We start from the raw sequence: 25,759 nt of genomic DNA, 5'->3' as shown, positions 1-25,759 counted from the left end.
TTATTTTCGATAGAAAAAAAGGCGGAAATAGGGAACGCCAAAGCTTCTTAAGTTCGTTAGATAGGCAATCATTCCAATTAGTCCTAGCACGACGCCGGTAATGCCTAGCATGGATGCAAGCAGAATGAGGGGATATTTCATAATTCTCATGGCGAAGCTCATGGAATTAACAGGTACAACAAAATTGGAGATCGCAACAGTCGATACGATAATAATCATGATGTTACTAATCAAGCCTGCGGATGTCGCCGCTTGACCCAGAATTAAACCGCCAACGGTAGTTGCGGTAGAGCCTACGGATTTGGGCAAACGTATGCTTGCTTCCAGTAGGAGTTCCATTAGGATCAGCATAAGCAGTACTTCTACATAAGCCGGATAGGGGACAGATGCGCGGCTGCCAGCAATGGACAGCGAAACTTGAACCCGGAATATTTCCGGATTATAGGCCGTAAGAGCGACATAGGCGGCAGGTAAAATCAAGCTTAAAAATAAGGCAATGTACCGCAGGAGCAGCAAAAAATAACTAACTAACGAAAGTTGATAATTATCATCCATTGCAGAATAGAAATCATAAAAAACAACGGGCAGAATCAGAACAAACGGCGTGCCTTCGAGCATTAAAATAACCTTGCCTTGCGATAGGTTAAGAATCGTTCTGTCAGGGCGTTCGGTCGTCATGAAGATGGGAAAGATTGAAAACTTTTGCTTGGTCAGCAGTTGATGGAGCTCATTGGCAGATTGTAAAGTGTCGACTTTAATCTCATCGATAGTGCGTCTTACCCGATCAAGTACGCTATGATCGACTTGCAAGTCGTCATACATGATACAGAGCCTGGATTTGGATAGACGGCCAATTTCGCTGCACTCCACGCGTAAGGAGTTATTTTGATAACGGAAACGGATTAAGTTGATATTCGTGTCAATATGCTCGCTAAAGGCTGTTTGCGGCCCTTGAATTGTTGCTTCTACTTGTGCGTCGCTTAAAGCAGCGGCTTTAATTTGCGCGGCATTGAAGAGCAGAATGCGATCCTGCAGCAGAATGGCGACATGACCAGCCGTAATTTTGCCTAAGGTGTCAACATTAGAAGCGGGGCGGTTACAGCCCGGAAAAGAGAGTAAATAATTTTCATATTCAGCTTCATGCTGCATTTGGAAAAATGGCTGAATGATCCCGTCCCGGATCAAACTGCTGTCACATATATTCGTTATAAATAAAAGCTCGGCCTTTAAATGATTGGATTGTATCGTGCGATGCTCCAGATCGTCGGAAGGGCCTAGTTTATCTAACAGCCATTGTTTGTTCTGGCTAAATGGATCCAAGGATATCCTTCCTTTCCAAGCAAAGTTTTCCTCTTAGTCTGTCTCCTGATGCGAAACCCTATCCATGCGCTGATGGAACTGGTTTATTTCCATGTCGATGAGGGTATGCTTGGAAATAGATTGGCTGATCGGTCTAACCTTATAAAGGGGAAGGAACAAATACAATGAAGCTGCTTGCCATCGTTCCGGCATATAACGAAGAGAAAAGTATTGCGCATGTAGTGGCTGCTATCAAATGTGCACAGCCTGAGATGGATATTGTGATCATTAATGATGGATCCACGGATTATACTTCACAGGTAGCACGATTGACAAAGCAAGCAACGGTGATTGATTTGCCCGTCAACCTTGGCATAGGAGGGGCTATGCAAACGGGGTATCTATATGCAGCAAGGCATGGATATGACATTGCCGTTCAGATTGACGCAGACGGACAGCATGATCCGCAGGCTTTGTCGCACATCTTGGAGCCCATAACAGAAGGGCGGGCAGATTGCTGCATCGGCTCTCGTTTCTTGGTGAGAACCAGTTATAGATCTGCATGGAATCGAAGAGCAGGGATATTATTTTTCACTTGGATGATTGGCTGGATGACCGGTAAAACCTTTACAGACCCGACTTCCGGATTTCGCGCGGTGAACCGGCAAGTCATTGAGCTCTTCGCTAATGAATATCCAGAGGACTATCCAGAGGTAGAAGCTATCGTATTGTTGGAAAAACAGCGATTCAGAGTGAAAGAAGTCTCGGTGGTTATGCATGCGAGACAGGCTGGACGCTCGTCCATTACGCCCGTGAAATCTCTTTACTATATGATTAAAGTATCCTTAGCCATATGTATTACAAGAATCCGTAATGTGAGTTGATCGAAGATGAATGTCTACTTATTGGCGATATCCTTTTGTTTAGTGTTTATTTTTATTTCTGTGGAGCTGATTCGCAGGCAGAAGCTGCAGGAACAGTACGCTATTCTCTGGCTCATCCTTGGCTTTATCATGGCCTTGTTCAGTTTGTTCCCTAGCTTGCTGGATCAATTATCGTACAACCTGCATATTCATTACGCGCCATCCTTATTGTTTCTGGTAGGGTTGTTATTTTCACTTGCGTTTATTATGCATTTGACGCTCGTTATCTCCAAGCTCCACCGCAAATTAACCCGACTCGTACAAGAGGTGGCCCTTCTGCAGGAGCAGTTACACGGAGGCGATTCCAAATGATGCTGTTGCAGGCGCCGCTTTTCGTTGTTTTCCTCAATGTTATTTTACTGGTCTGCGGTCAGATCGTATGGAAAATTGCTCTTAACCGAATGCCATTAACGGGGATACATAATTTAGGGGCTGTTTTGCTGCAACCCTATATTTTGGCAGGATGTTTATTGTACGCGGCAGCAACGTTAATCTGGTTTTATGCACTTAGCAAATTCGACCTCAGTCGGGTATATCCGCTGCAGTCTATCGCATACGTCTTTGGAGCGTTGTTCGGCTGGTTGGTATTTAAGGAAACGTTCTCGTCCTCGCAATGGATAGGACTGCTCTTTTTGGTTGGAGGGGCCTTTCTGTTAGCCAAGTAGGAAGTGGAAAGAAGGGAGGAAGTTGGATATGAAATCCGGCATTCGGCTTGCACTATTTCTAATTATGGCAGCAGCCTTATATTTACGCCTTCACTATGTGCTTGAAGCGGAATATCCGCCTTTGGAGTGGGATCAGTTGGAGTATACGAAGACAGCCATTCAGTTATTGGAAAAAGGTATTTTTGCCTACCGGGACACTGTGCCCAATTCTCTGGTTACACCCGGTTTTCCGCTGCTTCTGGCAGCAGTTTTTAAGCTTACTGGCCATGAATCGCTGGAATCTGCCTTAATGGTTGTGAGAATCTTGAACTGTTTTATTGCACTGGGAGCTATAGGATTTCTTTATTTGATAGGAAAAAGGCTGTTTCATCCGTTTACGGGACTTATCGCCAGCGGTTTTGCCGCGGTGTATCCCTCTTATGTATGGTCGACTTCTTTGATCTTGACGGAAGTTCCATTCCTAACAGCTTTCACAGGTTTACTGTATGTACAGGTTCGTATGATTCAAGATAACAAGCGGAAGGATCATTTATGGATGGGGCTGCTGCTGGGCATCTGTGTATTGATCCGTCCGAATGTGCTTCCGCTTGGAATCGTACCTTATCTGTTTCTTTGGGCAAAGTCGAAGAAATTCGACACATCCTATGCTTGTCTTGCTGCTGCCACTTTTGCTTGTGTGATGATGCCGTGGTGGATTCGTAACTGGGTGACGTTTCATGAACTTATTTTCATCGCCAAAGGGGAAGCGGGTAATCCGTTCCTGGGAGGAACGGACCCTTACTTCCAAAATACCATCGATTGGGACCATATTGATAAGAATCATCAATTCTCAGAAGGAATGAAACGAATCAAAGAAGGACTGAGTACAGAGCCGGTACTATGGATAAAATGGATGACGGTTGGAAAATTGTTCGTGTTTTTTAAAACGATATGGGTCGGTCCTTACCCGTTTTCCGTGCCTGCCTGGTATATGACGATGCTAAGCCATCTTCACACCTTTTTAATCGCCGCAGGCAGCTTTGTCATGGTTGCATTCAGCTTTCAAAGTCTGGCCATTCGGTACCTTACTACAGCTTTCCTCTTATTCTTGGGTATTCATATGGTGTTCATTCCGGTAGATCGCTATGTGTATGCCATGCTTCCATTTCTTATGTTGGCGAGTGCACACTTGATTACGCAAGTGCTCTATATGATCCGAAATGCCGTAACTACCTCTCGGCTGCTGCGGAGGGGGATTTAAACACGACTTGCTTCGCGCAATATTCAATGATTTCGCTTCTTCGAACAATGCCGATGAACTTATCGGAATCGTCCACAATCGGCACAAAGTTTTGCACTTTCGCTAAATCAATGAGATCCACCATGTCAGCATGAATATGAACAGGCTTATTTTGTACACGCAGTGGAACCTCGGATAACAAATGACGATGGGCATTTTCAAACGTAATTCCGTCTGAGTTTTTCAAAAACCATAATAAATCGCCTTCGGTAACGGTACCTACATAAAGACCATCATCAGATAGAATCGGTACCGCTGTATAGCGGTGATATTCCATGCGTTCAAGTGTTTGACGAAGCGTCGTTTGTAATGTTGTAGTAATAACCTCGGATTTCGGCAATAGGAAAAAAGCGATATTCATCATTCACACTCCTTAGAGTTTTCCGTTAGGAAACTTATTCGTTTGTATAAGCAGTGTTTCCGTAGGAAACAGTCATCGTAAACCAACACTCCTATTGTATCAAAATTTACGAATAGAATCTAAACCTGTGATGGATGCTACAAGTGAGGTGAAGGTAATGAATCGAGCTCTAGTAACTGCAATGATAGGAATTGGAACTGCGCAGGCGATGAAAATTCCTCTAGCTTATATCTCATCCAAGAAGTGGGATTGGTCGCAAATGATTCAGACCGGGGGAATGCCAAGTTCGCATTCTTCAGGAGTATCTGCGCTTGCTACCTATATTGCCATGAAACGAGGAATTTCAGCGATTGATTTTGCCGTAACCTCTGTTTTCGGGGCCGTTGTTATGTACGACGCGATGGGAATTCGCCGCGCAGCGGGAGAAATTGCAGTCGAAGTGAACGACCTTGATGAGCAGGTTGAGCGTTTGGCTAAGCAGCAACCGGGATTGTACCATGCTCGCAGGCGGAAAGCGTTAAAGGAAAGGCTGGGGCATTTGCCGAGAGAAGTTCTGGGAGGAGCGATTCTGGGAGTAGCTATCGGCGCTTTCAGCTATATGTTGGAGAAAAAGAGGTAGGTTAGGACATGTGGACAACTTTTCTTGAATGCGATAAGATCAAGGAATGTTCATTGAAGGGAGAAAGTCCACATGGAAATCATTCGCGTTACTACACAAGATCAACTGCAAGAATGTTTTAAGGTTCGTTTTAAAGTTTTCGTGGACGAGCAGCAAGTGCCTGAACATTTGGAAATGGATGAGAAGGATGAATCACCGGAAACTTGCCACCATTTTTTGATTGTAGATGGAGAGCAACCTGTAGCTGCAGCCCGGTGGTATGAGTATCAGCCCCAAACCGCCAAAATGCAGCGTGTAGCTGTTTTGAAAGAATATAGAGGCAAATCCCTTGGCAAACAAATTATTCTGGCTATGGAGCAGCAGGCCCGCGAAGAGAACTGTACGTCTTCCATACTGGATGCGCAGTGTCAAGCAGAAGGCTTTTATAATCAATTGGGATATCAAGTCATCTCCACAGAACCATTTTATGATGCTGGCATTTTGCACGTAAGAATGAAAAAGCCGCTGTAAGTACAGCGGCTTTTTTGCTTATGCTGATTGCTCATAGGCTAATGGGAAGGTGATGATGAATCGTGTGCCTGTTCCGAGCTCACTCTCAACCTCCAGCGTTCCTTGGTGATCTTGCACTATTTTGTAGCAAATGGATAAACCAAGTCCTGTGCCGGCTGCTTTGGTTGTGAAGAATGGATGAAAGATTTTTTCCAATTGCTCACTCGGAATCCCGGGCCCATTATCCGCGATAATCACAGTCACTTGTTTCTCATCGCACGTTAATTGCATATGTACAACACCGTTTTCTTGCATGGCCTCGCACGCATTTTTCACGATGTTCAGCAGTAATTGAATGATTTTATCCTGATCCATCAAGATGAGGACAGCATCCATGGACTCTTTATAATAAATTTGATGGCCACAACGCGTTGCTTCCGATTCCATCAAGGCAATGACTTTGAGCATGCACTCATGGAGCGAATGGACCCGGAAATCGATGCTATGCGGTTTGGAAAATTGGAGGAACTCAGCGGTTAAATCACTCATCCTGTCAATTTCCTCCATAATCAAGCTGTACCACTGTTCAATGTTGTAACCGTTTGCTTTTGAAATTTGTAAAAATCCTTTGACGGTTGTCAGAGGGTTGCGAATTTCGTGAGCCATTCCGGAGGCCAACTCACCGATGACCCTGAGCTTATCGGACCTCAACATATGCTCTTCTCGTTTGAGCCACGATTCGCGTTTCTTTGTAAATAAGTTATGTTCAGCCAATAAGATAAGATCATCTTTCGTCAAGCCATCAAGCGGGTAGGAAGCAATCCCATATGTGATTTGTATGCCTGTCAGCTTAGGGAGCTCAGAATCCAACTTCAGCTTTAAGGACGTGGTTGATGAAGGGTCTGTGACAAGCGGCATAACCACGGCAAATTCATCCCCGCCATACCTTGCGATAAAGAGCGCATCCTTGAACAAAATTTGCAGGAGTTCTGCCATCTGCTTCAGAATAAAATTACCAGCTTGAAATCCTCGGGTTGTATTCATTGCTTTCAAATCGGTGCAATCAATTAGGATCAGCACCAAACCCTGTTTCTGGCGAATGAGCTGATCGAGTCTGCGATGGGATTCTTCATAATTGTAAAGCCCTGTTAGCGAATCCTGCTGCGAGCATAGATCTCGTTCCTTGTTTAATCGGGCTGCTTGTCCAAGAGTGGTATAATTCGCATTAGTAAGTAAGGCAACCGTTGTGAAATGCATTAAGCATTCAATCACGTAGATCCAAAGCAAATCATAAATGCCTTTGATGAGGTACACATTGCTTAAAAAAATAAGTCCATAGGATGCAGTGAGAATCCATGATTTTTTGCGATTTTCTTCTGAATAAATATCATGAAATAGCGTTAGTATGTAAAGAGGGAGAAGAAGGCTTATATGACCGCAGAAATGCATGAGACCAATGATCAGTAAGCGAAGCCAGGGCAATGCAGCATGTTTCGACTGAATCCGCAGGCTTATCAATAACAGGATAACGAGTAGGATTTGTAAGGGAATGTTAAGCGAAGTTTTCAGTATGGTCGTATATAACAAATAAACAAACGCATAAGCATAAAGAATCCAATTGATAACCACTGTATCATCTCCTGCAAGTAACGATGTCCAAATATATACACTTGACTTGTTCTCTGTCTGTTAACCAAATCCTGCTAACCGGCAAAAAGAATAGGAAATAAACACGGATTTTCGCGAAAAAAGAACCTTAGGGAGAATGAATCTCTCTGGTTCTTTACGTCATAATTATGATGGAAATTCAATGACTTCGTGTTGAAAGATGAATTTCATGCTGCCGGTTTTACCGATGAAGTCACTCATATTATCAGCATAGTGCATGAGGTAGATCCGCTGCTGAATATGCTCAGGTAACGTCAGCAATTCATCGAGCGTAGCGTGGATGAAGCCTTGACCGCTTAATTGGCAATCGTGAAAGATCGTATGACAGTTTCTTATGCCTACGACTTCATGAAGAAGCAGATCCTTACTAAAGCGGATATCAGCACTATAGAAAATTCGATCGTTGATGAACAGCGAGTAGTTGGGTTTGAGGTGAATATGAAGTGTGGGTAAAAATTCTATCGTCAGTCCCGGACCTATTTCAATAGGAACTTGTTCCTCAATCAAGTTTACATCAAAGTAATCTTCGAGGGAATGATAACCTTCTTCCGGGTTATACATGCCGCCCTTCAGCGTGTTTTCCCACAGGATGTCTGCAATGGCCATCGTAAGGAAAAGTTTTGTTTTCTTCTGATTGCTTTCATATAATAAGCGAAAGGCCATTTCTTCTAAGCCGCCTACGTGATCGGCATGAATATGGGTGATGATAATGCCATCGATTTGGTCTGGCTGCATCTGAATGTCGTAAAGCGATTTAGGCGTTGTTGCACCGCAGTCGATGAGTACATTCATTCCATTTGAACGGATTAATGCACTTGTATTATAAAATGTTTTGGCAAATGCACTGCCGGTTCCCAACATTTGAATTTGCAAACTCATTCAGCTGCCCCCATTTTTCGACAAAAAACCATCTTTTTCTAATGTAGCATGGGAGGTTGCACGATTTCAACCTTTATATGGATTCCTTGTAAATACGCAGTGATTGATGCTATTTAAGTTCGTTCATTTTTATTAAAGGTGATGATATTTTCTATGATCTGGTTCATAGTTGGAGCGCTGATCGTGCTGATCGGCTTGATTCTGGTGGGCATATCTACCTATGTAGGCTGGCAGTTAACCCATCCGAAACGCAAGCTCGTCGACGAGTCCCCTGAACAATATGGCTTACATAAGCAGGATATTACATTTCCAAGCCATACGAAGGATGTTGTGTTGGATGGATGGTTTTTTAAATCGCCTTCTGCGGGTATTGGCGAGCAAGCGATGACGGTTATTATGTCTCATGGATATGCCGGAACCCGATTGGAAAAGGGGCTTCCGGCGCTTGCGTTAGCGAAATCAATCGTAGATGAGGGCTACCATGTGCTCATGTTTGATTTTCGCAATTCCGGCAACTCGGAAGGGCATTTGACAACCGTCGGCTATTTGGAGAAGCAAGACATTCTTGGTGCAATCAGTTGGGTGCAGGAGCATGTGCGAAGTAAAATTTGTTTAGTTGGCTTTTCGATGGGGGGCAGCACGTCATTATTAGCGGCAGCTGAAGAATCCTCTGTATTGGGAGTTATTACGGACAGTGCTTTCAGTCAACTGAGTCCTTATTTAAGGGATAATTTGCCAGTGTGGTCAAAGCTCCCGCGGTTTCCGTTCACTCCCTTAATTCTGGGCATTTTACCGCGGTTGATCGGCATTAACCCCCGGCATGTGGATGCGCTTGCCGCAGTCGATCATATTTATCCCAGGCCGATTCTATTTATTCACAGCAAGGATGATGACGCGATTCCATGGTCCAATAGTGAAGGAATGTGGCGCCGGCATCCGGACGCTTTTGAGTTATGGGTGACACAAAAAGCGGGGCATGTCGGTTCCTATCAAATGCAGCCAGAGGCATATAACCAACGCGTTCTAGCTTTTTTATCAAAATTATAAAATCATCGCAACTCTTCTTTGCCTTCGGAGTATAAAGATGCAGACATAAAGTTTACTAACGAGAGCTGGAGGTTATTTGAGATGAAAGTAGTTCAGCGGATATTCACGTTGATGCTGGTGTTTTTTGTTCTAAGCACGGCTGCAGTGGTGGCCTCGTCGATATGGGGGGATTATAAGGGATTTAACATTGCCCGTCTGGTCGTCAACGATACTACGTCGGAGTTCGGTGATTCCGATGTACCGCCACTTATCGTCGATGGGAGTACTGTCTTGCCTCTACGTGCTGTAAGCGATGCGCTGCAAGCGTTGGTGAAATGGGATAACGCCAACAAGACCGCCTACTTATACAAACCGAACGTGCACTTGTTCTTTACGACTGAAGTGCGTAAGGACTCCGCGATCGTTCCGTTCGGCGTTGTTGAGCGCGGCAAGCAAGCTGACTTTATCGTATTCGCACAAGTGGACAATTTGAAAACAAGCATTAATTCGGTAAGAGTTTCGATTGTATCGCCAAGCGGCAAGAGCGTGGTTACACCCGTTGTGAAGTCCATCACGGAGTCGAAAGAAGCCTTTTGGCTGAAAGTGCCTTTGTACGGTGTTTCCTTTGACGAAGCCGGAACGTATGTCGTGAAATTTGCGATGAAACAGGATGGAGCCAGTGATTATTCCGTCGTTTCTGAGAAGCAGATCCAATCGGAATAGGATAAGCTATGAAGAAAGTGGTTTGACCTCTGTATTTGAAAATGATAGGATAATTACGTAACTAATTATTCGACGAAATGAGGTTCTGCCTGTGAGCGATGAGAAGCACGATCATGTACACGGCCCGGACTGTGACCACGATCACGAGCATGGGGAAGATGTTTTTATCGTAACGGACGAGAACGGTGAAGAGCATGAGATGGTAATGGTCTATACCTTCCAATCTCAAGAGCAAGCGTATGCAGTATTGCTTGATCGCAATGATCCTGAAGCGGACGGCGTAATTTTCCGTGTTGAAGAAGATGGCGACGACGCTTTCCTAGTCAACATTGAGGATGAAGAAGAATGGGAGCGCGTAGTGACCATTTACAATGAGATCGTAGCTCAAGAAGGCGAAGAATAAGAGCTATACATAAGGAAGGGCTGCCCATTCAGTAGTTTATCTACTAGAGGGGCAGCCCTTTACTAATGCCAGGTATACAATGGGGCTGTCCTCGAGGTTTGCAACAAACCTCGAGGACAGCCCCATTCGCGTAAGATCTCATTTTCGAGGATTAAAGTACATGATTCTGCCGTTGAATAGATGAAGTTCAGCTTTCAGCAGTTTGCCAAGGTATTTGCAGAATTCGTTGCCTTTGCTCTTGTCGCCATGTGTGGCGTCGTCGGGTAATACGACTTGGACATAATGCCGATCTTCCTCTTGATTCTTCTCGCTGCCGACACCAATCACGATATATTTGTATAAGGGATTGATACCTTTCAGATAGAACCATTTTCCTTCGCCTTCCGGCTTCGTCTCAATGGTGTAGGGGAATCCGGCCTCGTCATATTCCCAGCCAAGCTGCTTGGCTGTCAGACTGAGCTGTTCACGGTAATGCAAAAGCTTTTCCTTGAGTTCATCCAAGGTGAGTGCGGGTACTAGGGAGCCTGTTACGAATTTAATATAAGCGCTTTGAGCCATTCCTTGTTCACCTCATTCGCTAAACATCACCAACATCATAGCATCATGTAAACGGTTTTACAATATATACCTGCAGGGTAGGTGCCTAGAAAATCGCTTGCGTCTCGACGATAACTTTGACATTTTGAACGCTGCGGTCCTCAGGCCCTTTGACAGGAAGTCCAACCTCAACATGCTCGACAATGTAATCAATGAGCTCTTGCGTGATGACTTCACCCGGAAGCAGAATAGGAATTCCCGGCGGATACACGTAGATGAACTCGGCGATGATGCGGTCAGCGGAATCTTTGAATGGCAAAATTTCTGTCTCGCCATAGAAGGCATCCCTTGGTGTCAGCGTTAATTGAGGAATGGCAGGGACTTTAATTACAACCTCTTTCACCTCGACAACATCATCATTCATATGGGACAGTTCACGCAGAGCTTCGAGCAAAATCTCAATGTTCTCTTGCGTATCCCCTGGCGTAATGAGGCACAGGATGTTGTACATGTCGCTCATTTCGACTTCAATATTATAGTGCTCGCGCAGCCAATTCTCCACTTCAAAGCCCGTGATGCCAAGCTTGCGCACGTGCACGCATATTTTGGTCGGATCATAAGTAAAAGTGGCTTCTTCTCCTAAAATTTCTTCCCCAAAACAGTAGAGGTTTGGTATTTCATTGATTTGCTTTCTGGTGTACTGTGCGAGAGCAATTGTGCGTTCCGCCATTTCATATCCATTTAAGGCTAAGTGTCTGCGCGCGGTATCCAGTGAAGCTAGCAAAATGTAGGACGTAGAAGTCGTCGTAAGCATTGAAATAATCGTTTGAATCCGCTTTGGATTTACACGATTTCCTTTCACGTTAAGAACGGAACTTTGCGTCATGGAACCACCCAGCTTATGAACGCTTGTTGCAGCCATATCGGCGCCGGCTTCCATGGCAGACATCGGCAGTTTATCATGGAAATGAATGAGCACGCCATGCGCCTCATCGACAAGAACCGGCATGTTATAGCTGTGTACCAGGTCCACGATTTCTTTCAGGTTGGTGCATACGCCATAGTAGGTCGGGTTAATGACCAATACGGCTTTGGCGTCCGGATGCTTTTCGAGCGCTCTGCGAACAGAACGAGTCGGAATACCATGATCGATTCCCAAGTTTTTGTCGCGTGCAGGTTGGATAAACACCGGCTTCGCGCCTACGAAAATAATGGCGGCCAAGACCGATTTATGTACATTTCGCGGGACGATAATTTTATCGCCTTCCGAACAGACCGTCATAATCATCGTCATGATGGCCCCGCTCGTTCCTTGTACCGAGAAAAACGTATGATCGGCACCATAGGCGTCCGCAGCAAGCTTCTGGGCTTCCTCAATGACACCCATCGGTTGATGGAGGTCATCCAGCGGTGCTATATTGATGAGGTCGATGGACAGGGCATTGTCCCCAATAAAGGAACGAAACTCCGGGTCCATGCCGACTCCTTTTTTATGGCCAGGAATGTGAAACTGAATCGGATTTCTTTCAGCATGCTTGAGCAATGCATTGAACAGGGGGGTACGGGTATGATCCACCTGATTATCGCTTCCCTTCTATCGTAGATTGCTTGTCGAAAGTTGCAACAAACAAAATGAGTATATCAAACTAGAGATTTCATGCAAGCTAATTTTTTGAAAATAGTTTGTGCCAATTGGGGAAAAACTAACAGCAATTGTTAAAATACAGCCTATTAAGGAGAAATCTTATGATTTGGATGCAAAAATGGCGGGAAAACCGGCTATTTTCGCCATTTGTGATCGAATTGTTAATTATTATGTTTATCGTCGAATTTGTGAAGGGTGCGCTGCTGATTACGATACTGCCGGTCTATATGAAAACAGGGCTCGGCGCGTCTGCATTTATTATTGGCTGGACACTTGCGGCTCAATATATCGGTGATAATGTACTGCGCACACCCGTTGGTTGGATTATAGATAAGTTGGGTTACCGTACGACCATGCTTACCGGTGTGCTTTTGACGTTTATTTCGGTGGTCTTGATCGCTACGACGTCCGAATACATATGGATGATTGTTGGGTGTGCGATGCTTGGCTTTGGTACGGCTCCGTTATGGCCTTGTGTGATTACAGGAACGACGGAGGTGGCCGGAGAGGATGGCAAAGCCACAATAATGAGCGTCGTTTACATGGCGTGGCTGTCGGGTGTTGGCCTCGGACCGGTCGCTATTAACTTTTTTGTAGGCGAAAATCACTATACGACCGCATTTCGTTTATTGATTGCCTGTATGACGGTGGTGGTGCTCGTGGCGCTGTTCCTGCCAAGAAAAAGTAAGGCGAGTCAAAGTGCGGAGAAGGCTGTGATGCACAGCAGCCGAGCAGCAGCTCCGCTCATGCAGCGAATTTCGGCTTACTTAAGTGAAGTAAGGCGCTCGATGTCGGTTAGCCCGCTGATGTTTCCAGCCATGTTCGCACAGACATTTGCGCTTGGTATATTGACACCTATTCTTACACTGTATGCAAAAGAAGTGCTTAAGCTCTCATCTCTCGAATACAGCATGTTTCTGGTTGCAGGAGGAGCCGTTACTGTCATTTGCCTGGTACCAATGGGAAAATGGGTGGATCGCCGGGGCATACGTCCATTTTTGATCACGGGTTTTACAATAAGCGCCGCGGCCCTATTGCTGTTTACGTATGCTAAATCTATGACCATACTATACGTATTGGTTGCGTTGCTTGGAATCGGCTACGCTTTTATCATACCTTCTTGGAATGCGCTTATTGCATCGGCCATTCCGCCCGAGAAAAGAGGCGCCGTTTGGGGTTTCTTTCTGACAATCGAAGGGCTAGGCATGATCGTCGGGCCGATCGTTTCCGGCAAACTGTGGGATGTGTATGGCTATCATGCGCCATTTTTGATGAGCGGGGGAGTGTTGGTGCTGCTGCTTGTTCTTCAAATGTTCATTTCCATCCCCAAAAAAGGTATGGTACGATAAGGTAAAATGTTTTGTTTGGAGGCTAATAAGCATCATGAATAAACAGATTGGAATCATCATGTTGTTGTTGATGACCATTTTCGTAGGTTTTGGCATTATCATCCCCATACTGCCGGAGGTTGTGAAGGGGGCGGGTTCTGAGTACCATAACGCGTTGTTGTTATCGGTCTATTCGGCGGCTTCCTTTCTTATGTCACCGATTTGGGGCGGGATCTCGGACCGCATCGGACGCAGACCCATTATTCTGATTGGGCTGTTAGGTTTTAGTATTAGCTTCTTGATTTTCGGATTCGCAAACGGTCATCTGTGGGTGATGTATGTGTCCCGCATTCTGGGAGGCCTGTTCTCAGGAGCGGCAACCGCTTGTGCTGTCGCCTACGTGGCGGACATCACCACAGCCGAGAATCGGACGAAAGGCATGGGGATGGTGGGCATGTCGATCGGTTTAGGATTTATTTTCGGACCTGCGCTTGGAGGTATATTAAGCCGCTGGGGGACTTACGTGCCATTCTTCGCCGCTTCGGTGTTGGCTTTTGCTTCGTTCCTCTTTGCTGCCGCTATTCTTTCGGAATCACTGCCGGCAAATAAGCGAACCTCTGTGAAGGAAAAAGCGCCATCCAGATGGACAGCGTTCTCGGGAGCTTCCAAGTATTTGTATGTGCTGTCCTTCTTCGTTTCATTTACGCTCGCTGGCTTGGAAGCGACGCTCCAGTATTACCAAATGGACAAGATCGGCGCAACGCCATTTGATATTGGCATGATGTTTCTTGCAAGCGGCATTGTCGGAGCCTTGATTCAAGGCGGCGTCGTACGCCGATTGGTCAAGCAGGGTGCCGAGCAGAAGGTGATCGGCATCGGGTTGTTGCTGTCGGCAGCGGGCTTCTTCCTGCTGCTGTACTCCAGCAGCGTCGTAACCGCTGCGATTTACTTGTCGGTATTCGGCGCGGGCAACGCGCTCATACGCCCTTGTGTGACGTCGCTGATTACACAGCGGACGAAAGTCGGGCAGGGCGTCGCAACGGGCCTCAGCTCCTCCATGGACAGCCTGGGCCGCATTGCCGGCCCGCTCCTTGGCGGAGCAGTGTTCGCCATTGCACATTCGTTGCCGTTTATTATCGGCGGCGTGCTCTGCTTGGCAGCGATCCTGCTGCTGCAGCGCTTCGTGCTTGTCGACCGTCAGACACGCGTTCAACAGCAAACTGCCTAGAACAAATAAAAAAGCTGTACACTGGCCTTCTCAACAGGGAAGACAGGTGTACAGCTTTTTTTCTGCATAGCTAACGGACTAAAGCATGAGCGGAAAGTAAAAAGACTGTCCAAGCTATCAATGACGATAGCGGAGCAGTCTCATTCTTGTACGCTTATTACTTAGTTTTCGTATCTTTCTTGTGGTCAACCCATTTCTCGATAGAAGGGGTTAACTGTTCCTTGATTGACGCAACCAGCTTGTCTTTGGAAATGCCTTTCGATTGAGCGATTTCAGCAAGCGATTTGCCCGAACGGAGCTGGGCATGCAATTCATCCTTGCTCAACCCGAGCGTCTTGGCGAGTTTTTCCGTGTCGGGCTTCAGTCCGAATCGGTGCCACTTGCTTTTGCCATGGCTGTCAAGCAGATTCTTTTCGTTGAGGATGAACTTTAAATGCTCGCCAAGTTTTTGCTTCATATGCTCGCCTTGGTCGGCCGTCAGCTTGCCGTCTTTGACGGCAACTTCAATCTTCCCGGTGCGGAGCTGCTGGAGCTTGGCTGTTAAGTCGGCTTCGCTAATCCCTTTGTCAGCGGCTGCTTCGACAATGCTCTTACCGCTCTTAAGCGACTTCACAAGCACTTCTTTGTCAACGCCAATGACGGACGCGGACTCCTCGATAATCGGCCATTTGCGGTTGCGATGCCCATGGCCTTTTTCATCGTTTTGCTGCAAAGAAACGATTTCCTGCGAGTCTCCGGAGGGAGCGTTTGCCGAAGCAGACAGTGAAGGGAGCACGCTTGCTCCCAGAACAAATGAGAGAGCCATGGTAGTCACCAGAAGCTTTTTCATATAAGGTTGGTTCATGCGAATATGACCTCCTTTCCAGTTAATTGGAATTACAGAACATAGTCTGTGCAGGAGGGATTAATTTTAGTTTAAATTTACCTTAGTTTTACATAAAAGTTTCCACGTTTCGAGTTATTTCGCGTCGACAGCCAGCTGATATACCGGAATAAGTTTCTCGAACGTTTGCTTAATCAGCGTTTCAAATTCGGCGGGCTTCGTTAGTACGGGATCTTGGAAATGAAGGTTTCTGCCGATCAGCAGCTCTGCTTTTTTGACATCGCGGAAACGAATCAACGCTTCGTTCCAGCCGCTGCGGTCCAAGTCAGCAAGAGGGGTGACATCCTTTTTCATATGATCGAAGGAAAGGACGAAGTCAGCAGGAATATCTTTTCGAATGCGGTCGATCTGATTCATATAAGATGTGGCGATATTGCTTTTATTCGGCAGTTCGTAAATGAGTGCAAGCCAGATAAACACCCGGTCATCAAAAAGGCCGACCTGGAAGTGAGGAACTTGTTTATAACCTCTTTTGTTAGGGCAAATTGCCATCCAGGTGTCTACAGGAGGATTTATTTTGCGTCGCAGATGCTTGGCAATGTGAAGGAACATTTCGGTTCCGGACAAAAGTGAGAGATCCTGTGTCAATGAATCTCCTAACGCTTTAAATTTTGGTTGAATGCGCTCGCGAATAGCTTCCATTCGACCCTCTAAGCCCTCAATGGCGAAAGTATCAAAATCATGTTGTGTAAATCCGGTAAAACTCATAGTCGGTCTGCCTCATTTCACTTACGTTTTTCAATTATTTTAAATTAAATTAGTACTATCTGCAATGATTCGCAAGTTTTGTAGAAAAAGAAGTAGGAAGAAGGTCTTATTTTGTCTGAAAAAGCAGGAAAATATAGGAGTTTGCCGAAACATGTGGAATAAATCATACAGGAAAGACAGGAGAACTCTAGTAATGAAAATGAAAAAATGGACTAAAATCACGATACTGGGTACTTTAATGGGAACATGCTTTACGGCGGGCGTCTACGCGCAAGATGTGCTGCAACGTGTGGATGCTTATTTAAGAAGCGATTTCAATGTGGTTGTAAACGGGCAGCAGGTAAAGTTGGCGAATCCACCGTTAATTTATAACAATAGCAGTTACTTACCTGTGAAAGAGTTGGGAAGCTACTTGGGAGCAGTCGTCAATTGGCAGGACAGCACCAAAACGATTTATATTAATCCCCGTATTAATCCTGGGCAGCCTGAGGAGGGGAATGAAACGAATTATACAAATATTGTGTTCCAATATCCTATTGTCCAGTACTTCGATTATCTCGGTGCCACTTATCCGGTGCTGACGAATATGACGGAGCAGGCCTATTACCGTTTAACGGATGTGGAACGAATGGGTGTAAAAACGGCGGGAATGCGCAAAGCGAAGGAGAAATATTCGGAGGAACTGTATGTAGGTGAGGATGAACTGAAGAAAGTCTGGGGGAACAATCCCCCGCAAATATCGTATGCGAACTATGATGCCGTCACCATTATCGGTGAGAAGGACCCTGTTAAGCGGAAAGCAATTAATGATTACGTCGAAAGCTTCCGATACTATGAGCTTGATAAGGTACAGTTTGCGACGAGTCCCATTATTGTCGATGCGCTGCCTGAGCTCAATACATACAGCTATTTACTGTCAGAAAACGGTCATTACTACCGCACAACGCTCAAGCTGACTCAAGTTAACGGCATCAATAATCAGCCTGATTATGTTGTTGGCAGCTCTTCCAAGGAGGATATCCAGGTCGAGAAGATTAGAAATTAGGGAACTAGCCGTTCGCGCCTGCTTGTTTTTTTAAATAAAAAATGGCAATTTGCGTGCGGTCTCGCAGATTTAGTTTGCTGAGAATTTCCGTTATATAATTTTTTACCGTACCTTCGCTCAGGAAAAGCTCCTGGGCGATTTCTTTATTTGATAAGCCTTCGGAGATTTTCTCCACGACCGCTTGTTCGCTGGCTGTTAATCCATACTCTCGGAGTGTAGTTAGTGTCGGCGGGTTAGGACTTGGGCTTGGGCTTGGGCTGATGAAGCTTGCTAATTTCTTAGCAATGTCGGGGTGAATGAGCAGATTGCCTTGTTCAACTGTTTTGATACCTTGAATGATGCGGTCCGGCGATATGTTTTTTAACAGGTAGCCGCTGGCCCCGTTTTTCAGCGCCTGCACAATAAACTCATCGTCGTCGAACGTCGTCAGAATCAGAATGGAGATTGCCGGATTCGCTTGTTTGATTTTCAGCGTACCCTCAACGCCGTCGCAAACAGGCATTCTAATATCCATCAAGACAACATCGACCTGCACGCCGCTCTGGATAAAAGCGAGTGCTTCATCGCCATGTGTGCACGTTCCGACCACGGTGATTTGGTCGTCGAGTCCGATAATTAATTTTAAACTTTCTCGTATGAATGGATCATCATCGGTGATAAGGACATGAATCATGAAGGTGTCAACCCTTTCTGTATTATTGCGTTTGGCGAAAAGTAGGCAGGATCGTCGTCACGGTAAATGACTTCTCGATCGCGACATGAAGCTGACCGCCTATGAGCTTGCTGCGCTCTTCCATGCCTGTCATTCCGAGTCCTTTGATGGTTTCACCCACAGGGGTTTTCCCATTATTCGAAACGTTCATTGTAATTTGCTTGGTTTCATAGATTAGCTGAATTTGTACGGCAGTCGCTCCGCCGTGACGAATCGCATTCGTGATGGCTTCTTGGGCGTTGCGGTATAGAATAAACGCCAGACTGGGATACAAGACATAGGGCATTCCCTGAATGTCAACTTCAATGGAGATGCCTTTCTCCTTCGTTAATCCTTCGATGAGCCGGCTAAGCGTAAAGGTCTGCATCGAATCGTCGTCCGGCTTCAGCCTGCGTACGGTTGAGCGCAGCAGCTCCATGCTGTTTGTTAGTTGGTCACGCACCGAAGTTAACATCTCCATGCCTTTGTCCATTTGGGTTGGCAATATGCGCAGGGCGGCTTCCATCATCATTTTGAGACGGATCAACTGGTGTCCCAGATCATCGTGAATATCTCGGGAAATTCGGTTCCGTTCATCCAGTTGCGCGATATTCTCAACCTGTCTGGCATAATCCAATAGCTGCATGCGAGCTTCATCCAGCTCGTAATGCTGCCTCCGAAGCTGATCGTAAAGTAGCTCGATATCCACTTTGTTTTGCTCGACCCGGCGCATGTGCAGCAAAAGCAGCGACTGGGCAAATAATAATAGATTGGCAATCACATAATAGCTGCTTGGTTGGGCCTGCAAACTCATGTTTAATAGGACCAACTGAATACCTAAGAAAGAGTAACGGATATGACGATGAAAAGTATTGAGATAAGTCAACAGTGTAGAGTAAAAGAGAATGAATAATAAACCGTCATATTGATAGCTTAACCATCCGCCGAATCCGATTTCAATGAGAAGCATCCATACGGATTTTTTGAAAATCGTTCTACGCAGCTCTGCGACCCAAAAAAACAGAAGAATAAAGAATACATACGTTCCATTGGACACGTAGCTTTCCAGATACATCGAAGCAATCGCTGGAATGAGAATGAGGGCGTAGCGGGTAAAAGGCAATAAAGGCAGCAAGCGATTCCCTTCCTTTGCAAGCGTGTAGCCAAATTATAGCATAATTGACAAGCGGGTTTATATGCTTAACGATGTGTTTATGACTTTTGTCACCTATGTAAAATGACTTATTCTACCTGTTGAAGTGATTTCTTAAAGGTACAATGAGTGTAATAAGAGCTAGTAGGGAAAAGGGAGTGGATCTTATGAGTTTTATTCAAATAAAAAATGTTGTCAAAAAATACAGCAATCAAATTTCCGTAGATCATTTGAATTTATCCATTCAGGAAGGTGAAATATTTGGACTGCTAGGCCCAAACGGAGCGGGTAAGAGCACGACGATCAAAATGCTAAGCGGCCTGCTCAAAATGGACGGGGGAGAAATGATTGTTGGCGGTCTCTCGGTTGCGAAGGATACGTTGGAGGTGAAACGCCTCATCGGTCTTGTTCCGCAGGAACTTGCTATTTTTGAAAGTTTAAGCGCGAGGGAAAATGTTACGTTTTTTGCCAGACTGTACGGTTTAAGAGGCAATCTGCTGCAGAGCCGGGTGAAGGAAGCGCTTGAATTTGTCGGTTTGTCAGACCGAGCGAATGATAAGCCGAACGCCTTCTCAGGGGGAATGAAGAGGAGATTGAATATTGCTTGCGCGATCATGCATCATCCTAAGCTGATTATTATGGATGAGCCCACTGTGGGTATCGATCCCCAATCCCGGAACCATATTCTGGAGTCAGTCAAAACCTTGAACCGCATGGGGTCAACGATTATTTACACCTCGCATTACATGGAGGAAGTAGCCGCGATATCTACGCGTGTCGGCATTATGGATCATGGACATCTGATCGCTTGCGGTACGCAAGATGAGCTTCGCGGCAAAGTCGCGCAGGACAATAAGATCATGCTGCAGGTAGCAAATGTAACGGACGAAGCGGTCAAGGAACTGCGGGAACATCCGAAAATCAAACAGGTTATCGTCCAGGAACAAACGCTGGAGCTGTTGGTCGGCTCCTCGCAAGCTTATTTGCAAGATATTCTGTTCATCTTATCCAAACACAATGTGAAAATTCAATCGCTCACGCAGGTTGAGCCGGATTTAGAGGCCTTATTCCTGTCGTTGACCGGCAGAACTTTGCGGGATTAGGGGGAGAGTGCAATGCAAATATGGACGATTGCCAAATATGAAATCGTGCGCATGCTGCGCATGAGGTATGTCATGGTCATTCAGTTTGTCATGCCTCTTTTACTTATATTCATACTGGGCTCTGCGCTTTCAGGCGCTTTCAAGGTAGAGGATCGAATGATTAAACCTGTTAAAGTGGAGGTTGTGCAGGCTGATTCTGGCGCTCTAAAATCTACGATCGACGGTTTTCTTCATTCCTCCCAGCTGGGGAATATTATACAAGTTACAGACGTTCAGTCGCGGGAGGAAGCGGTCAAACATCTTCAAACAGGTGACTCAGAGTTTGCCGTTATTATCCCGAGCGATTTCAGTACCCGTGTAATGGAAGGGAAAGAAGCGGAGTGGGAGATGATTCTCGGTAACAACTATGAGCAGAATTTGACGGCTCAAATGGTGCTGCGTTCTTTTCTGGATAACGTGAACCAAAGGCAGTCTGTCGCGATATCGACGGGGCCGGAGGCGGCAGTTCACTTGCAGAACCAAGGCGGGGCCGAGTCAGCAAGTGTATCAGGAGCCTCTTCTCATGTAAGATTAGGCAATCTGACGGCGTCCAATTCCCAATACTCCGCCATGCAGTATTACGCAGCTTCCATGCTTGTCATGTTTTTGTTATACTCCGGTTTGTCCACGGCTATGGGTCTTCAAGGCGAGAAAGATAAGCATACGTTATCCCGGCTTAATGCCATGCCTATTCATGAATATAAAATATTGCTCGGCAAAGTGCTCGGGAACGCGTTCATTGCAATTTGCCAAGCGGCGATTATCGTTGCGACAACGGTTTTCTTTTATCACGTCGATTGGGGAACCTCTTATGGGATGCTGGCGCTTGTTTGCTTCTTTGTTATCGTGGCATCCATGAGCCTCGCAGTCTTGATTGCCTTAATTGTCAAATCGTCAAAAGGAATTTCGACGATCTTCCAAATGATGATTCTCGTTATGTCTTTCCTAAGCGGGGGGTTCACCCCTCTTCCTGATGGTCTGCTGCGACAACTCGGCGATTTCACACTGAATTACTGGGCGATGCAAAGTATGTTTCGTATAATTCTCGGCAGTGAATTCTCAGTCTTACTCCATCATCTGTTCGTCTTGGGCTGCATTTGCTGCGGATTACTGCTCGTTTCCTTCATTGTTTACCGAAAGGCGGGATATCATGAATAGCTTGTTTATCGCTTATAACATGCTTCGTCGCACGCTTTTGCAGAAGAAGGGCTTCCTGATGTATCTGCTTATTCCGGCAGGTGTGGTTTCCTTAATCATCGGTGTCATGGGCCAGCAGCAAGAACATCGGATTGATATCGCTTATATCAACATGGATCAGGGGCCTTTCGGCGCTCATTTGTTGCAGGAACTAAAACTGCTGCCAGATTACAGATTGCAGGAACAGTCGTCTGGAGCGGACTTAAAGGAAAGTGTGACAAAGCAAAAAACCTCAGGCGCGTTCATCATACCGGAAGGATTTAGCGAAACGCTTTTGAAGGGTACCGCACCGCAAGTCGATATGTATCAACTGAGTGTAAGCGAGGCTACAATTACGCTGAAAATAACGCTGGACAGCATTCTTTCCGGGTATCAAGGAACGGTGGATGTGCACCGAAAGCAAGGGCTTGAGGATAAATCCCTTCAGGAAGCGATGGAAAAGACCCTTACACAGATGGAGAAACACCAAGTAAAAGCGCATGTCACGGATTTGAATTTGTATGTGAATCCGAATATGCATCTGGTTGTCGGCTTCATGCTGATGTTCATGATGGGAGTCATCAATAACACGATCTCGGTCATTATGGAAGATCGAAGAATGCGGACGATGGCGAGAACTTTTACGGCACCGGTTCGCTCTATTGAAATTATGCTCGGCAATTTTATAGGCAGCTTTTTGGTAGGAACGCTGCAAGTGCTTGTTATCTTGATCGTTACCCGTTATGTGACCAACTATGAGTATGGCTTGCCTTTCTTCTCACAATTTGTCATGTTAGAGTTTTTTTTGCTAGCTAGCATGGGCATTGCCAGCGCGATTGCCGGCATGGTGAAGAACGTATCAAATATGGGCCTGATCAACTCTTTGGTCGTGACCCCAACCTGCATGCTCGGCGGCTGTTTCTGGCCCATTTCGCTAATGCCGGAATGGATGCAGAAGATCGCCAACTTCGTTCCTCAGAAATGGGTGATTGATGCAATCCAGCAAATGGCTGCGGGGCATTCTCTGTCCCAGATGTGGATGCACATGGGCGTACTCACTTTGTTTGCCTTGATTCTTCTCGGAGTTGGAACGGTCATATTAAAACCCGAGGATGCGGAGGTGGGCTAGCCACGGATTCAATGAGAAAGAATGTTGAGCAGACGGTTTTTCTTAAAGAATGAACTTGAATAAAGGGCTGCTGGCATCATGCCAGACAGCCCTTTCGTATTTGAAGTGAATTAGATAACGAAGGCACTAGAGATAATAACTAACAAAATGAATAGAACCAAAATTGCTGCTGCAGAATTATAACCACCAGCTGCGTGACCCATTCAAAATCACCCTTTCGTTTATAAAATCTGTTCGTTTGTCTTACAGTGCTAGCATATGGTGCTACCCATAAGAAGGAATGGGCAGGTGGGCTTGGGTTGGAGTGATTGTGCTCCTGTACCTATATGATCGATAATTTCAGAGGAAAATGTGCTACAATGGAATGATTGCTTCAAAATGTTGGACACGGTCTGGCATTTCCAGTACGAGTAGGAATAAGGAGAGAAAAATAATGGCCGTTACGGCGAACGAAGTTGCAGTGTGGATGTTGGATCAGTTGAAGTCTGCGGGGATCTTGCACCAGAAAGAAGCGGTTGACTATATTATCCGTCATTATGGGGAATCCTTTATTTATGTGAATGAAAACGGAAATCAAGCGATTTCCAAAGAGGTCAAGAAAATTTTCAAGAAATTGCATGGCGGCAGAGCAGCTTGGGAACGCGATGGATTTTTCTGGGGATGGCATTAATCGGGGCAACTTTGCATAACAGAATGTGCCTTCCATTTACTTACTGGGCTGAAGCCGCGTTCAAACAGGCATCAGCTTTTTTTGTACGTTTTTCCTTAAAAAAATGTCAATAATCCAAGTTGCTAAAACATAGAATTCATAATAAGATAAGGATAAGAAGATAAGTTGTCTGAATATTTAAATAAAACAAAAGCACCAATTATGGAGGGGATTGCCGTGAGTAAGAGTCATGAAGTGGAGTACTGCAACCTAGAGTTACGATTTGATCGCCGGCTAATCCGGAACTTCATTAAAGCGCTCATTCAGGAAGGTTATTCTCTGTATTGGAACGAAAGCGAGCTGCAGTTCATCATTTCCATTCGTACAGGACGTAAGCTGATCAAGCTGAAGTTTGAGCGAATCGGTGAAAAGTATAAAATTGTGGGCAATTATTCCTTCAAAGATGAAAAGCTCGCGGAAATGATGGAAAAACTAATAGGTGATACACGCGGTCATGCCGTAGTCAAAAGATTTAAAGATCGGCAAATTCTCATTGAGAATATTATGTTCGGGGAAATTATTCGCATGGTCGAAATTAGCGGCATCGAACATAAAGTGCTGTATCAGAAGGAGCCAGCCGTGACAGTAGAAGAAGTCATGCAAGCGCTGCGATCCAAGCGTACTGATGAGCGTATTCCCATTTTACGCATGGAACTCGATTATGAACTCGCCACCTTACAAGATGCAATCGCATCGGGAGATGCCAAAGCCATTATGGAGAGTAAAACAAAGCTGATTGAAATGCGTCAAGAAATGCTCTTATTGGAGATGTGAGAATGAATAGTGGATTTAAATAAGAAGAGAGCCTGTATTTATACATACGGACTCTCTTTTGTGTTTCTTGAGGATGAATAACGAAAATAGACTTGTAAAACACGGTTGATTGAAGTGCTGGAAAAGAATAAGCCGTATTTACCTGCGTTTTTTGTTTAAACTATCGATAGGATGCTCCCTGAGAAGGGAGTTTTTTTTGTTTAAAAAAGACTATTGTTAACGTGTGCATTATTATGATATGCTTCTAGTAGAGGTGAACGAATGAGCGTAACCATTAAGGATATTGCTAAGCTTGCAGGTGTGTCTCATACCACTGTTTCCAGAGCGCTCAATAATAGTCCGCTTATTCAAGAAGAAACGAAAGAGCGTATCCGCCTTATAGCCGAACAGTTGGATTATACGCCCAATTATAACGCCAAGAGCCTAGTGCTCGATCGTTCGTATAATTTGGGACTGTTCTTTACCACACTGAGTAATGGAACTTCTGCCGGTTTCTTCTATGAAGCAATCCGCGGTGTGAACTCGGTCATTCAGGACCGGTACCAACTGATTGTCAAAGGTATCGATGACTACACAAGTTTTCAATCGATTACACGCAAAAGCTTTGACGGGATTATCGTTGTCTCCCAAAGCGATGATGATCAGTCCATTATCGAGCATATTGCAGGTAAAGGCATTCCGCTTGTCGTCCTCAACAGGCCAGTCTCTACGGCAGGCGTGCTAAATATTCTTTCTGACGAAGAACAGGGCGCTTTTCTGGCGTGTTCTTATTTAATCGAACAAGGCCATACGCGCATTGCGCTAATTGAGGGCCGCAAAGGCTTCAAATCCGCTCAGAACCGGAAAGACGGCTTCGAAAGAGCCATGAAGCATTACGGCCTGAGCATCCCGTCCGTTTACCGAATGCCTGGCTTGTATGATCTGGAGAGCGGGCATAAAGCGATGCAGCAATTTCTTGCATTAGATGAACGGCCCACCGCGGTCTTTAGCTGCAACGACGAAATGGCGTTAGGGGCGATGAAAGCGATATCGGAAAGAGGGATGCAGGTGCCAGCGGATATTTCAGTTGTCGGCTTTGATGATACGGTTTTCGCTGCCTACGTAACGCCATCCTTAACAACCGTCCGCAGGCCCATTGAGCAAATTAGTAAAGAAGGCGCTGTACGGCTCCTTGGAAATATTGAAAATAAGCAGCACGAAACCGAGCAAGTGCTTTTGAAGACAGAGCTCGTCGTGCGGGAGTCCGTAAAGAAGCTGTCAACATAAAGAAAGAGGGA

General features: G+C 45.5%; 29 protein-coding genes. 18 read left to right on the top strand and 11 right to left on the bottom strand.

The features are described 5' to 3' along the window. Entirely contained in the window at nt 1-1,320 is a 1,320-nt protein-coding gene (locus tag J2Z65_RS02515; protein WP_244999131.1) for a spore germination protein, read from the bottom strand. A gap of 164 nt (nt 1,321-1,484) precedes the next feature. Between J2Z65_RS02515 and J2Z65_RS02510 the strand changes: the two genes are divergently transcribed. Genes J2Z65_RS02510 through J2Z65_RS02495 form a run of 4 tightly spaced genes read left to right on the top strand, consistent with a single transcriptional unit; the run spans nt 1,485 to nt 4,127 of the window. Next, nucleotides 1,485-2,183, top strand: coding sequence for a glycosyltransferase family 2 protein (locus tag J2Z65_RS02510; RefSeq protein WP_167063913.1), 699 nt, complete (start codon nt 1,485-1,487; stop codon nt 2,181-2,183). Nucleotides 2,184-2,189: 6 nt separating this feature from the next. After that, nucleotides 2,190-2,534, top strand: a complete 345-nt coding sequence (locus J2Z65_RS02505; protein WP_167063916.1) for a DUF2304 domain-containing protein — start codon at nt 2,190-2,192, stop codon at nt 2,532-2,534. Then, the gene (locus tag J2Z65_RS02500) at nt 2,531-2,887 is read left to right on the top strand and encodes an EamA family transporter (RefSeq protein WP_167063919.1); all 357 of its coding nucleotides are present in this window, start codon (nt 2,531-2,533) and stop codon (nt 2,885-2,887) included. The genes J2Z65_RS02505 and J2Z65_RS02500 overlap by 4 nt, the downstream gene beginning before the upstream one ends. A gap of 28 nt (nt 2,888-2,915) precedes the next feature. After that, nucleotides 2,916-4,127, top strand: a complete 1,212-nt coding sequence (locus J2Z65_RS02495) for an ArnT family glycosyltransferase (protein WP_167063923.1) — start codon at nt 2,916-2,918, stop codon at nt 4,125-4,127. Here the strand turns inward: J2Z65_RS02495 and J2Z65_RS02490 are convergent. Beyond that, nucleotides 4,096-4,527 carry a CBS domain-containing protein gene (locus J2Z65_RS02490; RefSeq protein WP_167064364.1) on the bottom strand — a complete coding sequence of 144 codons (432 nt, stop codon included), beginning with the start codon at nt 4,525-4,527 and terminating at the stop codon, nt 4,096-4,098. The genes J2Z65_RS02495 and J2Z65_RS02490 overlap by 32 nt on opposite strands. A gap of 157 nt (nt 4,528-4,684) precedes the next feature. On the opposite strand from J2Z65_RS02490, the gene J2Z65_RS02485 reads away from it, so the two are divergent. Then, complete coding sequence (locus tag J2Z65_RS02485; protein WP_167063926.1) at nt 4,685-5,146, top strand: divergent PAP2 family protein; 462 nt, start codon at nt 4,685-4,687, stop codon at nt 5,144-5,146. Nucleotides 5,147-5,218: 72 nt separating this feature from the next. Beyond that, nucleotides 5,219-5,656 (top strand): GNAT family N-acetyltransferase, encoded by a 438-nt coding sequence (locus J2Z65_RS02480; RefSeq protein ID WP_167063929.1) that lies wholly within the window; start codon nt 5,219-5,221, stop codon nt 5,654-5,656. A gap of 18 nt (nt 5,657-5,674) precedes the next feature. On the opposite strand, the gene J2Z65_RS02475 is transcribed toward J2Z65_RS02480, so the two are convergent. Further along, the gene (locus J2Z65_RS02475) at nt 5,675-7,264 is read right to left on the bottom strand and encodes an ATP-binding protein (RefSeq protein WP_338111763.1); all 1,590 of its coding nucleotides are present in this window, start codon (nt 7,262-7,264) and stop codon (nt 5,675-5,677) included. Between the two features lie 165 nt (nt 7,265-7,429). Continuing rightward, complete coding sequence (locus J2Z65_RS02470; RefSeq protein WP_167063932.1) at nt 7,430-8,182, bottom strand: MBL fold metallo-hydrolase; 753 nt, start codon at nt 8,180-8,182, stop codon at nt 7,430-7,432. A gap of 153 nt (nt 8,183-8,335) precedes the next feature. On the opposite strand from J2Z65_RS02470, the gene J2Z65_RS02465 reads away from it, so the two are divergent. The 3 genes from J2Z65_RS02465 to J2Z65_RS35630 all read left to right on the top strand — a co-directional run bounded on the left by J2Z65_RS02465 (nt 8,336) and on the right by J2Z65_RS35630 (nt 10,334). Beyond that, entirely contained in the window at nt 8,336-9,229 is an 894-nt protein-coding gene (locus J2Z65_RS02465) for an alpha/beta hydrolase (protein ID WP_167063935.1), read from the top strand. 81 nt (nt 9,230-9,310) lie between these two features. Beyond that, on the top strand, nt 9,311-9,931 hold the full coding sequence (locus J2Z65_RS02460; RefSeq protein ID WP_167063939.1) for a stalk domain-containing protein: 621 nt from the start codon (nt 9,311-9,313) through the stop codon (nt 9,929-9,931). Nucleotides 9,932-10,022: 91 nt separating this feature from the next. Beyond that, a complete protein-coding gene (locus J2Z65_RS35630) occupies nt 10,023-10,334 on the top strand; it encodes a DUF1292 domain-containing protein (RefSeq protein ID WP_127452090.1) in 312 nt (103 codons plus the stop codon). Between the two features lie 138 nt (nt 10,335-10,472). On the opposite strand, the gene J2Z65_RS02450 is transcribed toward J2Z65_RS35630, so the two are convergent. Then, nucleotides 10,473-10,892: a DUF1885 family protein gene (locus J2Z65_RS02450; protein ID WP_167063942.1), complete on the bottom strand. Its 420-nt coding sequence runs from the start codon at nt 10,890-10,892 to the stop codon at nt 10,473-10,475. An 85-nt stretch (nt 10,893-10,977) separates the two neighbouring features. Next, nucleotides 10,978-12,447 carry an aminotransferase class I/II-fold pyridoxal phosphate-dependent enzyme gene (locus J2Z65_RS02445; RefSeq protein WP_167063945.1) on the bottom strand — a complete coding sequence of 490 codons (1,470 nt, stop codon included), beginning with the start codon at nt 12,445-12,447 and terminating at the stop codon, nt 10,978-10,980. Between the two features lie 170 nt (nt 12,448-12,617). Between J2Z65_RS02445 and J2Z65_RS02440 the strand changes: the two genes are divergently transcribed. Next, entirely contained in the window at nt 12,618-13,865 is a 1,248-nt protein-coding gene (locus J2Z65_RS02440; RefSeq protein ID WP_167063948.1) for an MFS transporter, read from the top strand. Nucleotides 13,866-13,899: 34 nt separating this feature from the next. Beyond that, entirely contained in the window at nt 13,900-15,072 is a 1,173-nt protein-coding gene (locus J2Z65_RS02435; protein ID WP_167063951.1) for an MFS transporter, read from the top strand. A gap of 157 nt (nt 15,073-15,229) precedes the next feature. On the opposite strand, the gene J2Z65_RS02430 is transcribed toward J2Z65_RS02435, so the two are convergent. Beyond that, a complete protein-coding gene (locus J2Z65_RS02430; protein WP_167063954.1) occupies nt 15,230-15,916 on the bottom strand; it encodes a hypothetical protein in 687 nt (228 codons plus the stop codon). Between the two features lie 114 nt (nt 15,917-16,030). Continuing rightward, nucleotides 16,031-16,663 (bottom strand): YktB family protein, encoded by a 633-nt coding sequence (locus J2Z65_RS02425; RefSeq protein ID WP_167063957.1) that lies wholly within the window; start codon nt 16,661-16,663, stop codon nt 16,031-16,033. Between the two features lie 193 nt (nt 16,664-16,856). On the opposite strand from J2Z65_RS02425, the gene J2Z65_RS02420 reads away from it, so the two are divergent. Beyond that, complete coding sequence (locus tag J2Z65_RS02420; RefSeq protein ID WP_167063959.1) at nt 16,857-17,708, top strand: stalk domain-containing protein; 852 nt, start codon at nt 16,857-16,859, stop codon at nt 17,706-17,708. A gap of 4 nt (nt 17,709-17,712) precedes the next feature. Here the strand turns inward: J2Z65_RS02420 and J2Z65_RS02415 are convergent, their stop codons facing one another. Beyond that, complete coding sequence (locus J2Z65_RS02415) at nt 17,713-18,381, bottom strand: response regulator transcription factor (RefSeq protein ID WP_167063962.1); 669 nt, start codon at nt 18,379-18,381, stop codon at nt 17,713-17,715. A gap of 22 nt (nt 18,382-18,403) precedes the next feature. Next, nucleotides 18,404-19,534: a sensor histidine kinase gene (locus J2Z65_RS02410; RefSeq protein WP_167063965.1), complete on the bottom strand. Its 1,131-nt coding sequence runs from the start codon at nt 19,532-19,534 to the stop codon at nt 18,404-18,406. 185 nt (nt 19,535-19,719) lie between these two features. Here J2Z65_RS02410 and J2Z65_RS02405 point away from each other — a divergent pair, with 185 nt between their 5' ends. From J2Z65_RS02405 to J2Z65_RS02395, 3 genes are read left to right on the top strand one after another with little or no spacing between them, the layout of a single operon-like run. After that, the gene (locus J2Z65_RS02405; RefSeq protein WP_167063968.1) at nt 19,720-20,655 is read left to right on the top strand and encodes an ABC transporter ATP-binding protein; all 936 of its coding nucleotides are present in this window, start codon (nt 19,720-19,722) and stop codon (nt 20,653-20,655) included. Nucleotides 20,656-20,667: 12 nt separating this feature from the next. Continuing rightward, nucleotides 20,668-21,852, top strand: coding sequence for an ABC transporter permease (locus tag J2Z65_RS02400; RefSeq protein ID WP_209855714.1), 1,185 nt, complete (start codon nt 20,668-20,670; stop codon nt 21,850-21,852). Continuing rightward, nucleotides 21,845-22,999, top strand: coding sequence for an ABC transporter permease (locus J2Z65_RS02395; protein ID WP_167063973.1), 1,155 nt, complete (start codon nt 21,845-21,847; stop codon nt 22,997-22,999). Before J2Z65_RS02400 ends, J2Z65_RS02395 begins: the two co-directional genes overlap by 8 nt. A gap of 110 nt (nt 23,000-23,109) precedes the next feature. Here the strand turns inward: J2Z65_RS02395 and J2Z65_RS02390 are convergent, their stop codons facing one another. Further along, entirely contained in the window at nt 23,110-23,202 is a 93-nt protein-coding gene (locus J2Z65_RS02390) for a YjcZ family sporulation protein (RefSeq protein ID WP_167063976.1), read from the bottom strand. 230 nt (nt 23,203-23,432) lie between these two features. Here J2Z65_RS02390 and J2Z65_RS02385 point away from each other — a divergent pair, with 230 nt between their 5' ends. The 3 genes from J2Z65_RS02385 to J2Z65_RS02375 all read left to right on the top strand — a co-directional run bounded on the left by J2Z65_RS02385 (nt 23,433) and on the right by J2Z65_RS02375 (nt 25,748). Next, the gene (locus J2Z65_RS02385; protein ID WP_167063979.1) at nt 23,433-23,669 is read left to right on the top strand and encodes a DUF6953 family protein; all 237 of its coding nucleotides are present in this window, start codon (nt 23,433-23,435) and stop codon (nt 23,667-23,669) included. Nucleotides 23,670-23,885: 216 nt separating this feature from the next. Continuing rightward, nucleotides 23,886-24,482, top strand: coding sequence for a hypothetical protein (locus tag J2Z65_RS02380; RefSeq protein WP_167063982.1), 597 nt, complete (start codon nt 23,886-23,888; stop codon nt 24,480-24,482). Between the two features lie 261 nt (nt 24,483-24,743). Then, nucleotides 24,744-25,748, top strand: a complete 1,005-nt coding sequence (locus tag J2Z65_RS02375) for a LacI family DNA-binding transcriptional regulator (RefSeq protein WP_167063985.1) — start codon at nt 24,744-24,746, stop codon at nt 25,746-25,748. Nucleotides 25,749-25,759: the final 11 nt, after the last annotated feature.

Source organism: Paenibacillus aceris (assembly GCF_017874035.1).
Classification (GTDB): domain Bacteria; phylum Bacillota; class Bacilli; order Paenibacillales; family NBRC-103111; genus Paenibacillus_E; species Paenibacillus_E aceris.
The sequence above is the reverse complement of the archived record's forward strand: the minus strand, read 5'-3'. Positions and strand labels throughout refer to the sequence as shown.